At 65.9% G+C, this 11,394-nt stretch carries 12 protein-coding genes; 8 read left to right on the top strand and 4 right to left on the bottom strand.

Features of this window, described 5'->3' with window-relative positions:
* Positions 1 to 113 precede the first annotated feature (113 nt).
* The gene (locus tag N2604_RS20225; RefSeq protein ID WP_260370023.1) at positions 114 to 329 is read right to left on the bottom strand and encodes a cysteine rich repeat-containing protein; all 216 of its coding nucleotides are present in this window, start codon (positions 327 to 329) and stop codon (positions 114 to 116) included.
* Between the two features lie 40 nt (positions 330 to 369).
* Here N2604_RS20225 and N2604_RS20220 point away from each other — a divergent pair, with 40 nt between their 5' ends.
* Positions 370 to 1,140 (top strand): exodeoxyribonuclease III, encoded by a 771-nt coding sequence (locus tag N2604_RS20220; RefSeq protein ID WP_260370022.1) that lies wholly within the window; start codon positions 370 to 372, stop codon positions 1,138 to 1,140.
* Between the two features lie 3 nt (positions 1,141 to 1,143).
* Here N2604_RS20220 and N2604_RS20215 read toward each other — a convergent pair whose 3' ends face one another.
* Complete coding sequence (locus N2604_RS20215) at positions 1,144 to 1,512, bottom strand: GFA family protein (protein ID WP_260370021.1); 369 nt, start codon at positions 1,510 to 1,512, stop codon at positions 1,144 to 1,146.
* Positions 1,513 to 1,742: 230 nt separating this feature from the next.
* Between N2604_RS20215 and N2604_RS20210 the strand changes: the two genes are divergently transcribed.
* The 7 genes from N2604_RS20210 (at position 1,743) to N2604_RS20180 (ending at position 9,160) form a co-directional block, all read left to right on the top strand.
* Positions 1,743 to 2,462, top strand: coding sequence for a sulfite exporter TauE/SafE family protein (locus N2604_RS20210; RefSeq protein WP_260370020.1), 720 nt, complete (start codon positions 1,743 to 1,745; stop codon positions 2,460 to 2,462).
* A gap of 46 nt (positions 2,463 to 2,508) precedes the next feature.
* Complete coding sequence (locus tag N2604_RS20205) at positions 2,509 to 2,904, top strand: hypothetical protein (RefSeq protein WP_260370019.1); 396 nt, start codon at positions 2,509 to 2,511, stop codon at positions 2,902 to 2,904.
* Positions 2,905 to 2,975: 71 nt separating this feature from the next.
* On the top strand, positions 2,976 to 4,421 hold the full coding sequence (gene radA, locus N2604_RS20200; protein ID WP_260370018.1) for a DNA repair protein RadA: 1,446 nt from the start codon (positions 2,976 to 2,978) through the stop codon (positions 4,419 to 4,421).
* A gap of 167 nt (positions 4,422 to 4,588) precedes the next feature.
* Positions 4,589 to 5,218, top strand: a complete 630-nt coding sequence (locus N2604_RS20195) for a CvpA family protein (RefSeq protein ID WP_158668178.1) — start codon at positions 4,589 to 4,591, stop codon at positions 5,216 to 5,218.
* Between the two features lie 28 nt (positions 5,219 to 5,246).
* Positions 5,247 to 6,770, top strand: a complete 1,524-nt coding sequence (gene purF, locus N2604_RS20190; RefSeq protein WP_260370017.1) for an amidophosphoribosyltransferase — start codon at positions 5,247 to 5,249, stop codon at positions 6,768 to 6,770.
* 159 nt (positions 6,771 to 6,929) lie between these two features.
* Positions 6,930 to 7,670 carry an SDR family NAD(P)-dependent oxidoreductase gene (locus tag N2604_RS20185; protein ID WP_260370016.1) on the top strand — a complete coding sequence of 247 codons (741 nt, stop codon included), beginning with the start codon at positions 6,930 to 6,932 and terminating at the stop codon, positions 7,668 to 7,670.
* Between the two features lie 266 nt (positions 7,671 to 7,936).
* Positions 7,937 to 9,160: an ABC transporter substrate-binding protein gene (locus N2604_RS20180; protein WP_409241636.1), complete on the top strand. Its 1,224-nt coding sequence runs from the start codon at positions 7,937 to 7,939 to the stop codon at positions 9,158 to 9,160.
* Positions 9,161 to 9,392: 232 nt separating this feature from the next.
* Here the strand turns inward: N2604_RS20180 and der are convergent, their stop codons facing one another.
* Positions 9,393 to 10,775, bottom strand: a complete 1,383-nt coding sequence (gene der / locus N2604_RS20175) for a ribosome biogenesis GTPase Der (RefSeq protein ID WP_260370015.1) — start codon at positions 10,773 to 10,775, stop codon at positions 9,393 to 9,395.
* Positions 10,776 to 10,825: 50 nt separating this feature from the next.
* The gene (locus N2604_RS20170) at positions 10,826 to 11,368 is read right to left on the bottom strand and encodes a hypothetical protein (protein ID WP_260370014.1); all 543 of its coding nucleotides are present in this window, start codon (positions 11,366 to 11,368) and stop codon (positions 10,826 to 10,828) included.
* Between the last annotated feature and the right edge of the window lie 26 nt (positions 11,369 to 11,394).

Here is an 11,394-nt window from a genome sequence, read left to right as displayed (position 1 = left end):
ATGCGAAGCATCGTCCGGTCAGCGATGCGCTGCAGAGCCGGGGCCCATCTTTCAACAGTATCCCGTGTGGCCTTCTGGCCCGGCTCGCGCTTCGCGCGTCCGGGACGCGAGGATTATTTCTTCTTTCTGCTGTCCAGCGCTGTCTTGCAGGTGGCGCTGAGCTGGTCGCGCTTGGCGTTGAGACAGGCGACGATGCCGCCACCCGGCGCGATGCCGGCGCAGAATTTGTCGTAGTCCGCCTTGCACGCGCCGCGCGTTTCGGCTGACTGTGCCGTGGCCCCGGAGAACGCGACGACGAATACAGTAGCGGCAAAGCTCAACTTGGACATTGTATCTCCGAGGACGGAAGGCAGGAGCCGGTAGCTCTACATGAAGATCGCGACATTCAACATCAACAACATCAACCGCCGCCTGCCCAATTTGTTGGCATGGCTGCGCGCGGCGAAGCCCGATGTCGTCGCGCTTCAGGAGTTGAAGGCAAGTGATGGCGAATTTCCGGCGGCCGCCATCGAAAAGGCCGGCTATGGCGCGGTGTGGCGTGGACAAAAGGCCTGGAACGGCGTTGCCATCCTCGCCCGCAATGCCGAGCCCGTGCTGACGCGCGACCGGTTGCCGGGAAAGCCTGCCGATCTCGAAGCGCGCTACATCGAAGCGGCCGTGCGCGGCATCGTCGTCACCAGCATCTACCTGCCGAACGGCAATCCGCAGCCGGGACCGAAATTCGACTACAAGATCGACTGGTTCGCGCGGCTGCGGCGCCACGCCAAGACCTTCATCAAGCAGGACCTGCCGGTGGTGCTCGCCGGCGACTACAACGTCGCGCCTGATGAGATCGACATCTATCCGACGCGCTCTTGGGACAAGGATGCGCTGATCCAGCCGAAGAGCCGCGCCGCCTTTGCCGCGCTGGTCGAGCAAGGCTGGTGCGACGCGATCCGCGAATTGCATCCGCACAAGCGCATCTACACGTTCTGGGACTACATGCGGAACCGCTGGCCGCGCGATGCGGGCCTGCGGCTCGACCATCTCCTGCTTAGCCCTGCCTTGGCCTCACGGTTAACGAAGGCCGGCGTCGACAAGAAGATCCGCGGCGAGGATGGCGCGAGCGACCACGCGCCGGCGTGGGTGGTGTTGCGGTGACCCTCACCACAAATTCCTGCCGTCAATGACGTTCACCGGCACGGCCTCCAAATCGAAATCGTCGAACAGTCGCGCGTTGACGGCGACCTTGGGATTGTCGAAATCGGGCTTGCCGCTCGACCAGTCCGGCGACTCCGAATAGGTGCCGCAGCCGCAAGACGCGCAAAAATGGTGTTTGACGGTGCGGCTGCCCCAGAGATAGGTCGCGACGTTCTCTGGCGGCGACAGCAGGCGAAACTGCGCCGGCTTGTAATAGGCCCACAGCGCGCCGCGCTTGGCGCAGAGAGTGCAGGTGCAGCGCGTCACGCTCGAAGGCGCCTCCGTCACCTCGAACACCGTCTCACCGCAATGACAGCTTGCCTCGATCGGCATGATCCGCTCTCCCCTTTTGTCAGGAGGTGGTCGTAGCCCGCCCCTGCTGCCAACATGCTGTCAGCAGCGGGATGCCCCAAAACAAGAACATGAAAAACAACCCCATGCACAGTAGCCGAGCCCTGTCTTCTCAATGACTTAACGCACCACCGAATAGCTGTCCCCGCCTGGCGCGCATCGCCCTTACCCCTGGCCGCGGCTAGACTGCCCCGATTCCCGGAGCGCTCCCTTTGGCCTTCCTGTTCGTCCTCACCGTCGGCCTCATCGCCGGCACCATCTCAGGCATCGTCGGCACCGGCTCGTCGATCATGCTGATGCCGGTGCTGGTCTATGCCTATGGGCCGAAGGAGGCGGTGCCGATCATGGCGGTGGCCTCCGTGATGGCGAATTTTTCGCGGATCCTGGCGTGGTGGCGCGAGGTCGATTGGCGGGCCTGCGCGGCCTATTCGGTCACCGGCATTCCGGCGGCTGCGCTCGGCGCGCGAACGCTGCTGGCACTGCCCTCGCATGCAGTCGATCTCACCATCGGCATCTTCCTGATCGCGATGGTGCCGGTGCGGCACTTTCTGGCGCGGCACGATCTCAAGGCCAATCTCTGGCATCTTGCGATCGGCGGCGCGGTGATCGGCTATCTCACCGGCATCGTGGTCTCGACCGGGCCGCTCAGCGTGCCGCTGTTCCTGTTCTACGGCCTGTCCAAGGGCGCCTTCCTCGCCACCGAAGCGGCCTCCTCGCTCGGGCTCTATTTCGCGAAGTCGGTGACCTTCGAGCGTTTCGGCGCCCTGACCGGGGAGGTCTTCATCAAGGGACTGATCGCGGGCTCATCGCTGATGCTTGGCGCCTTCATCGCCAAGCGCTTCGTGCTGCACCTCAAGCCGGAGAAGTTTCGGCTGCTGATGGATGGCATCATGCTGACGGCCGGCTTGACGATGCTGTTCAATGCGTTCTGACTGCGCTCCCCCGGGTAAAGGACACCAGTGCATGCGCATCGTTGCCATGATCGCCGCCGCCGGCGTCATCCTCTTCTCAATGCAGCCGGCGCTCGCCGCGCAGCCATTCGACGGCCTGTGGGCCTCGACGAAAAAAGATTGCCGCGACAAGGACGGCCCGGACAGCAAGACGATGATCGACCTCGACAACGTCATCAAGGGCAAGCCGGCACCCCTGATCGACCGATACGAGAACCACTGCCGCATCGACCGCAGGGTTCCGGCGGGCGACGCCCTCGTGCTGTCCGCCACCTGCTTCGAGTTCTGGGACGACTACACCAAGGGCACGAACGGCAGCACGGTCACGATCAGGCTGGCGCCCGGCGCGAACGGCACGATCAAGATCGACGGGAAGCCCTACCTGCGGTGCAAGCGCAAGGACGAGTTGCCGAGAGCGCGGTAGCGCGGAACGCTTCGCACTCCCATCTCTGATCGTGCTAAGCACGCTGAACGAAGCAACGACTCGCTCTCCCCATGGCCAAATCCACGCTGTCCTTCGTCTGCCAGAACTGCGGCGCGGCCTATAACCGCTGGCAGGGCAAGTGCGAGTCCTGCGGCGAGTGGAATACGCTGGCGGAAGAAGACACCAGCGGCAGCGTGCCGGTCTCGATCCGCTCCAGGCGCAAGGGCCGAACGTTCGCGCTGGAGAGTCTCGCCGGCAAGAGTCCGGACGCGCCGCGCCTGTCCTCCGGGATGACCGAGCTCGACCGCGTCACCGGCGGCGGCTTCGTGCGCGGCTCGGTGCTGCTGGTCGGCGGCGATCCCGGCATCGGCAAGTCGACGCTGCTGACGCAGGCGACCAGCCTGCTGGCGCGAGGCGGCCACCGCGTCGTCTACATCTCCGGCGAAGAGGCGGTCGCCCAGGTGCGCCTGCGCGCCGAGCGGCTCGGGCTGTCGGACGCGCCGGTGCAGCTCGCGGCCGAGACCTCGGTCGAGGACATCGTCTCGACGCTGTCGGAGGGCGCGGTGCCCCGGCTGATCGTGATCGACTCGATCCAGACCATGTGGACCGACACGGTGGAATCGGCGCCCGGCACGGTGACGCAGGTGCGCGCCTCGGCCCAGGCGCTGATCCGCTTCGCCAAGAAGACCGGGGCTGCCATCATCCTGGTCGGCCACGTCACCAAGGACGGCCAGATCGCCGGACCCCGCGTGGTCGAGCACATGGTCGATGCGGTGATGTCGTTCGAGGGCGAAGGCTCGCAGCAATTCCGCATCCTGCGCGCGGTGAAGAACCGCTTCGGCCCGACCGACGAGATCGGCGTGTTCGAGATGACGGGCCTCGGCCTGCGCGAGGTCACCAACCCGTCCGAGCTGTTCCTGTCGGAGCGCGATCTCGGCACGCCCGGCACCGCCGTCTTCGCCGGCATCGAAGGCACGAGGCCCGTTTTGGTCGAATTGCAGGCACTGGTGGCCCCGACCTCGCTCGGCACCCCGCGCCGGGCCGTGGTCGGCTGGGATCCGAGCCGGCTCTCGATGGTGCTGGCGGTGCTGGAGGCCCATTGCGGGGTCAAACTGTCCGGCCACGACGTCTATCTGAATGTTGCCGGCGGACTGCGCATCCACGAGCCGGCGGCCGATCTCGCCGCCGCCGCTGCACTGGTTTCATCGCTGGTTAATGCGCAGTTACCTACCGATGCCGTCTATTTCGGCGAAATCTCGCTGTCGGGCGTGGTGCGCCCGGTGGCGCAGACCGCGGCCCGGCTGAAGGAGGCGGCAAAGCTCGGCTTCCAGCGCGCGGTGCTGCCCGAATCGGCACGGGGCGATGCGGGCGGCGACGCCGGACTGTCCCTGAACGCGGTGAACAGCCTGACGACATTGGTCGCCGAGATCGCAGCCCGGGGCTCCCGCCGGGGCGAATCCAGCGCGCAGCCAGAGAAAAATGCCACACCGGCAAGATTCCGCCGCGGAGAGGGGTAGGTGGAGGTGACGGCGGAGGCCCTCGCCGCTATACAGCCGTCACAAAAGCAGCATGGGATTGCGTGGTTGCGGCCTTGCCGGGAACGCCGTCTGCCCTTCTTTTAGGGCAGCGGCCAAACACCGATTCGCTAGAGCACCTTTGAAGTACGAGCGGACCAGACCAGCCGATGCCAGTAACACTCCTCGACCTGATCCTGCTCGGTGTGATGCTGATTTCGGGCCTGCTCGCCATGGTCCGCGGCTTCATGCGCGAAATCCTGTCGATCGCGGCCTGGGGTGCGGCGGCAATCGTGACGCTGTATTCCTTCTCGAAGCTGCTGCCGACCGCCAAGACCTATTTCAACAACGACACGGTCGCGAGCGTGGTCGTGGTCGCGGGCGTGTTCGTCGGCACCCTGGTCGTGGTCTCCGTCATCACGGTCCGGATCTCCGACATGATCCTGGATTCGCGGATCGGCGCGCTGGATCGCACCCTCGGCTTCCTGTTTGGGCTGGCTCGCGGGCTTTTGATCGTCGTGGTCGCGTTCCTGTTCTTCACCTGGCTGGTGCCGGACAAGCAGCGCCCCGACTGGGTCACCGGGGCCAAGTCCCGCGTCGTGCTGCAGGGAACCGGCGATTGGCTGATGGCCCTCTTGCCTGACGACCCCGAGAACACCATCTTGAAGAGATTCAAGAAAAACAAACCAGATGATGATCAAGCTGAATCCGAGCAGCAGCCTTCGGGCAGTGGCGACGGGTACAGTAAATCGGCTCGTGACGGCATGAAAAAGCTGATCGAGAAACCTGCGGCGCGTTGATAGAGCCCTAGAGAGAGGCGAGAACCAGATGCGACACCCTGACCAGGACGCCCTGCTTGATCTCGATCCAGACGCCGGTCCAGGCCCGGCCGCACTCGAGCTTCAGGACGATCTGGAAGGCGATACGCTGCGCGAGGAATGCGGCGTCTTCGGCATCTACGGCCATCCCGATGCGGCCGCCATCACCGCGCTCGGCCTTCACGCCCTGCAGCACCGCGGCCAGGAGGCCGCCGGCATCGTCTCCTACGACGGCAACCGCTTCCATTCCGAACGCCGCCTCGGCCTCGTCGGCGACACATTCTCCCGCCGCGAAGTGATCGACCGCCTGCCCGGCAGTGTCGCAGTCGGCCATGTCCGCTACGCCACCACAGGCGCGACCATCCTGCGTAACGTGCAGCCGCTGTTCGCCGAGCTCAATGCCGGTGGCCTTGCGGTCGCCCACAACGGCAACCTCTCCAACGGCCTGACGCTGCGCCGCGAGCTCGTCAAGAACGGCGCGATGATGCAGTCGACCTCCGACACCGAGGTGATCCTGCATCTGGTGGCGCGCTCGAGGCGCAGCCGCTTCATCGAGCGCTATATCGACGCGCTGCGCGAGATCGAAGGCGCCTATGCGCTGGTCTCGCTCACCAACAAGAAGCTGGTCGGCGCGCGCGATCCGCGCGGCATCCGCCCGCTCGTGCTCGGCGAGCTCGACGGCTGCCCGATCCTGACCTCGGAGACCTGCGCGCTCGACATCATCGGCGCGCGTTTCGTGCGCGACATCGAGCCCGGCGAAGTCATCGTGTTCGACGAGAACGGCCAGGACATCCACAAGCCGTTCCCGCCGATGGCGCCGCGCCCCTGCATCTTCGAATACATCTACTTCTCGCGGCCGGATTCCATCGTGCACGGCCGCTCGGTCTACGAGGTGCGCAAGAATTTCGGCGCGCAGCTCGCGCGCGAGAGCCACGTTCCGGTCGACGTCGTGGTGCCGGTGCCGGATTCCGGCGTGCCGGCCGCGGTCGGCTACAGCCAGTATTCCGGCGTGCCGTTCGAGCTCGGCATCATCCGCAACCACTATGTCGGCCGCACCTTCATCCAGCCGACGCAGGCGATCCGCGAATCCGGCGTGCGCATGAAGCACTCGGCCAACCGCGCCGCGATCGAAGGCAAGCGCATCATCCTGATCGACGACTCCCTGGTGCGCGGCACCACCTCGAAGAAGATCGTGCGCATGATGCGCGATGCCGGCGCCAAGGAGGTGCATTTCCGCCTCGCCTCGCCACCGATCCTCTACCCTGACTACTACGGCATCGACCTGCCCGACCGCGGCGGCCTCCTGGCCGCGACGCATTCGCTGGAGGAGATGCGCGAGCTCATCGGCGCGGACTCACTCGCCTTCCTGTCGATCGACGGCATGTACCGCGCCATGGGCGAGCCCGGCCGCGATCCCGCCAATCCAAAGTTTGCGGATCACTGCTTCACCGGCGTCTATCCGACCCACCTCACCGACCAGACCCAGACCGAGCCGCAGCCGCGGCAATTGTCGCTGCTGGCGGAGGCGAGCTGACGGCGAAGGCGTCGTCCCGGGGCGGTCCAGAGGACCGAACCCGGGATCTCGAGATTCTCAGGTGCGCAATTGCGCACCATAGTTCGATGCTTCGCATCGCCCCGGAATGACGACCATGCGGGGGCTTGTCCCGGCCGTCCACGGCTGTAAAACCCCGCCATGACCAAGCCCCTCGCTGACCGCATCGCTCTCGTCACCGGCGCCTCGCGCGGCATCGGTTTCGCCACCGCCAAGGCATTGGCGAAAGCCGGCGCGCACATCGTTGCGGTGGCGCGTACGCAAGGAGGGCTGGAAGAGCTCGACGACGAGATCCGGAAAGAGGGGGGCAGCGCCACCCTGGTGCCGCTCAACCTCACCGATTCCGACGGCATCGCGCGTCTCGGCGCCGGCCTGCACGAGCGCTACGGCAAGCTCGATATTCTTGTCGGCAATGCCGGCGTGCTCGGCCCGTCCTCGCCGATCGGCCATATCGAGCTGAAGACCTTCACCGACGTGATGGCGGTGAACGTCTCGGCGAACTTCCAGCTGATCCGCTGTATGGAGCCGCTGCTGAAGCAGTCCGATGCCGGCCGCGCCGTGTTCATCACCTCGGGTGCCGCCAACAAGGCGACCGCTTATGTCAGCCCCTACGCCGCGTCCAAGGCCGCACTGGAGACGCTGGCGCGCGCCTGGGCACACGAGACTGCGAACACCAAGCTGCGCGTCAATTTGTTCAATCCCGGCCCGGTCCGCACCCGCATGCGCGCCACCCTGATGCCCGGCGAGGATCCGGCAACGCTCGACACGCCCGAGCAGGTCGCAGAATTCATCGTGCCGCTATGCGCGCCCGACTGGACCGAGACCGGCAAATTCTACGACTACAAGACCCGCACCCTGATGAGCTTCCGCGCGCCGGCCTGATTGCCCTCGAACGCCATGCCGGGGGCACGGCCATACCGCCGTGGTCGATAGCGGAAAGCGCATTCAGACATTCACGCTGACATCGCACGCGCTGACATAGCGTCTCAACGCATTTTGCCCAAAAGTTAACCGAAGGATGACGCTACGACGCAGCGTCATCCGGCTTTAGGTGCATTGCCGTCAGCCGTGGGACACGGTAGAGCGTCGATTGGAACAAGGCTCCCGCAGAGAGCCGTCCGCATATTTGACAATGGAGGAAGCCTTTTATGACGATGCCCGCACGCCGCACCGCGGCTCTTCTGGCCTGTGCCGCTTTCGGCTTTGCCACATCCGCCTTCGCGCAAGACAAGACCATCAAGATCGGCGTGCTCAACGACATGTCGAGCCTCTATGCCGACATCGGCGGCCCGAACTCGGTCGCGGCAGTGAAGATGGCGGTCGAGGATTCCGGCCTGAAGGCCAAGGGCTGGACCATCGAGGTGCTCTCCGGCGATCACCAGAACAAGCCCGACATCGGCGTCAACATCGCCCGGCAATGGATCGACGCCGACAAGGTCGACGCCATCGCGGACACGCCGAGCTCCGGCGTCGCGCTCGCGGTAAGCAACCTCGTCAAGGAAAAGAATGCGGTGCTGCTCAATTCGGGTGCGGCCACTGCCGACCTCACCGGCAAGGCCTGCACGCCCAACACCGTGTCCTTCACCTATGACACCTACATGCTCGCCAACGGCACCGGCAAGGCGCTGACCAAGGCGGGCGGCGACAGCTGGTTCTTCCTCACCGCGGATTATGCCTTCGGCCATGCGCTGGAGCGCGACACCGGCGCGGTCGTCACCGCGACCGGCGGCAAGGTGCTCGGCGGCGTCAAGCATCCGCTGAACACGGCGGACTTCTCCTCCTTCCTGCTCCAGGCGCAGTCCTCCAAGGCCAAGATCATCGGCCTTGCCAATGCGGGCGGCGACACCACCAACGCGATCAAGCAGGCCGCCGAGTTCGGCATCGTCCAGGGCGGCCAGAAGCTCGCCGCGCTGCTGCTGTTCATCAACGACGTGCACTCGCTCGGCCTGAAGACCGCGCAGGGCCTGACCTTCACCGAGTCCTTCTATTGGGATCTTAACGACCAGACCCGCGAATGGTCGAAGCGCTTCCAGAAGGTCTCGCCCAAGGGCTCGATGCCCTCGATGACGGTTGCGGGCCTCTATGCCGAGATTCTGCATTACCTGAAGGCGATGGACGCGCTCGGCAGCAATCCGCGTGACGGCGCCAAGGTCGTTGCCAAGATGAAGGAGCTGCCGACCGACGATCCGCTGTTCGGCAAGGGCCCGCTGCGCCAGGACGGACGCCGCCTCATCCCCGCCTATCTGTTCGAGGTGAAGAAGCCCGAGGAGTCGAAGGGGCCGTGGGACTATTACAAGCTGGTCGCCACCATCGCGCCGGAAGATGCGGCCAAGCCGCTCAAGGACAGCGACTGCCCGCTGGTGAAGAAGTGACCGCGTAGCGTCATGCCGGGATGGTGCGCACGGGACCGCGAAGCGATCCCGCAGCACCGGACCGGAATGACGATGAGCTCAAGCTGTAGGGTGGGCAAAGGCGCCTAAGCGCCGTGCCCACCATCTGTTTCCACGGCTCAAGACGCGGTGGGCACGCTTCGCTTTGCCCACCCTACGAGACTGTCTTCGTCGCAACCAGCGTCCTGCACCACCGCCTCGCCGGCACCGTCGCTCACGACGGCCGCTTGCGCTTATGCGCGAAGGGATTGGCCTTCTCGCGCAGCGTGATGCGCACCGGCGTGCCCGGCAGCTCGAAGGTCTCGCGCATGGAATTGGTGAGATAGCGCAAGTAGGATTGCGGCACGGCGTCGGCGCGCGAGCAGAACAGCACGAAGCTCGGCGGGCGCGCCTTGGTCTGGGTGATGTAGTTCAGCTTCAGCCTGCGGCCGGAGACCGCGGGCGGCGGGTTGGCCTGGATCGCCTGCTCGAACCAGCGATTGAGCGCTGAGGTCGGCACGCGCCTGTTCCAGATCGCATAGGCGTCCTGGATCGCCTGCATCAGGCGATCGATGCCCTCGCCCATCAGGCCCGAGACGGCGACGATGGGCACGCCCTTGAGCTGCGGCAGCCAATGGTCGGCGTCGCGGCGCAGGCCCGAGATCGCGCCGCCGCCCCTGGTCTCCATCAGGTCCCATTTGTTGACGGCGAGCACGACCGCCCGTCCCTCGCGCTCGATCAGGTCCGCAATGCGCAGGTCCTGCTCCTCGAAGCGGTTCTGCGTGTCCATCATCAGCACGACGACTTCGGCAAAGCGCACCGCGCGCAGCGCGTCCGCAACCGAGAGCTTCTCCAGCTTCTCCTCGATGCGCGAGCGCCGGCGCAGGCCCGCGGTGTCGAACACGCGGAAGTCGCGGCCCTTCCAGTTGATCTCGACGGCGATGGAGTCGCGCGTGGTGCCGGCCTCGGGGCTCGTCAGCAGGCGCTCCTCGCCGAGCAGGTGGTTGATCAGCGTCGACTTGCCGGCATTGGGCCGGCCGACGATGGCGACCCGGATCGGACGCGTGGCGGCCTCTTCCTCGGAAAGCTCCGCATCATCCTCGTCCTCATCCTCGTCGACGGGCTCGGGCATCAGCCCGGCGAGCGCGTCGTAGAGTTCGCCCATGCCCTCGCCGTGCTCGGCCGAGATCTGAATGGGATCGCCGAGGCCGAGTGCGAACGCTTCCATCGCGCCGGCATCGCCGTGCTTGCCCTCGCTCTTGTTGGCGACCAGCAGCACCGGCTTGTTGGCCTTGCGGGCGAAATCGGCGAAGGCGCGATCGGTCGGCGTCAGGCCGATACGGGCGTCGATGACGAAGAACAGCGCGTCGGCCTGCGCGATCGCCGTCTCGGTCTGCTCCTGCATCCTCGCGGTCAGCGAACCCTTGGCGCCCTCATCGAGGCCGGCGGTATCGATGATGGTGAAGCGGAGATCACCGAGCCTGGCCTCGCCTTCGCGGCGGTCGCGGGTGACGCCAGGCAGGTCATCGACCAGCGCGAGCTTCTGCCCAACCAGGCGGTTGAACAGCGTCGACTTGCCGACATTGGGCCGGCCGATAATGGCGATCGTGAAGGACATCGGTCATTCGTGCGCTGCCGGGGCTGCGCCTGTCAATGCAACGAAAAATATCAGCGCGAGAAGCTGCCGCTCGGCAGCGGTGCCGGGAAGGCGCTCTGCGATTGCCGCTGCGGAGCCTGGGTCGGCTGCGCCTGCTGGGCCGGCTGGTCCGGCGGCGGCGCGGTGGTGCGCCTGCGGACGATCTTGTGCTTGGGCGGCGGAGCGGACGTCGCCGGCGCGGCCTCGGGCTGGGCCTCGCCGTCGACCTCGCCGGCGGGTGCTTCGGCCGGCGCAGCCGCCGTGGTGGGCTGCTTGGCATGTTTTGCCTTGGTCCCCTTCGCCGGCTTGGCCGGCTCCGGCTCCGCAGGCAATGCCGCCACGGCAGGCGCGTTCGGGTCAGGCTGCTGCTGCGCGCCTTTGTACAGATCCCTCGGCACACCCTGCTCGAGCCCCGGCACGCCCTCGGGGAAGACCGGTTTGCGGTCGCCCGGCAGCTTCTTCTTGGTGTCGAGGAAGTCGAGCAGGTCGCTCGGATCGAAGCTGGAGCAGCCGCCCAGGACGCCGGTGAAGGCGATCAGGACGGCGGCTGCGATCAAGCGTGGCGTGCGGCGCATCTTGGTGTCTCGTTACGTCAGAGAAC

This window comes from Bradyrhizobium sp. CB1015 (assembly GCF_025200925.1).
Classification (GTDB): Bacteria; Pseudomonadota; Alphaproteobacteria; order Rhizobiales; family Xanthobacteraceae; genus Bradyrhizobium.
The sequence above is the reverse complement of the archived record's forward strand: the minus strand, read 5'-3'. Positions and strand labels throughout refer to the sequence as shown.

Coding starts and splice junctions, on each gene's coding strand:
- N2604_RS20225 (WP_260370023.1), bottom strand. CDS start 329: ATGTCCAAGTTGAGCTTTGCCGCTACTGTATTCGTCGTCGCGTTCTCC.
- N2604_RS20220 (WP_260370022.1), top strand. CDS start 370: ATGAAGATCGCGACATTCAACATCAACAACATCAACCGCCGCCTGCCC.
- N2604_RS20215 (WP_260370021.1), bottom strand. CDS start 1,512: ATGCCGATCGAGGCAAGCTGTCATTGCGGTGAGACGGTGTTCGAGGTG.
- N2604_RS20205 (WP_260370019.1), top strand. CDS start 2,509: ATGATCGCCGCCGCCGGCGTCATCCTCTTCTCAATGCAGCCGGCGCTC.
- radA (WP_260370018.1), top strand. CDS start 2,976: ATGGCCAAATCCACGCTGTCCTTCGTCTGCCAGAACTGCGGCGCGGCC.
- N2604_RS20195 (WP_158668178.1), top strand. CDS start 4,589: ATGCCAGTAACACTCCTCGACCTGATCCTGCTCGGTGTGATGCTGATT.
- purF (WP_260370017.1), top strand. CDS start 5,247: ATGCGACACCCTGACCAGGACGCCCTGCTTGATCTCGATCCAGACGCC.
- N2604_RS20185 (WP_260370016.1), top strand. CDS start 6,930: ATGACCAAGCCCCTCGCTGACCGCATCGCTCTCGTCACCGGCGCCTCG.
- N2604_RS20180 (WP_409241636.1), top strand. CDS start 7,937: ATGACGATGCCCGCACGCCGCACCGCGGCTCTTCTGGCCTGTGCCGCT.
- der (WP_260370015.1), bottom strand. CDS start 10,775: ATGTCCTTCACGATCGCCATTATCGGCCGGCCCAATGTCGGCAAGTCG.
- N2604_RS20170 (WP_260370014.1), bottom strand. CDS start 11,368: ATGCGCCGCACGCCACGCTTGATCGCAGCCGCCGTCCTGATCGCCTTC.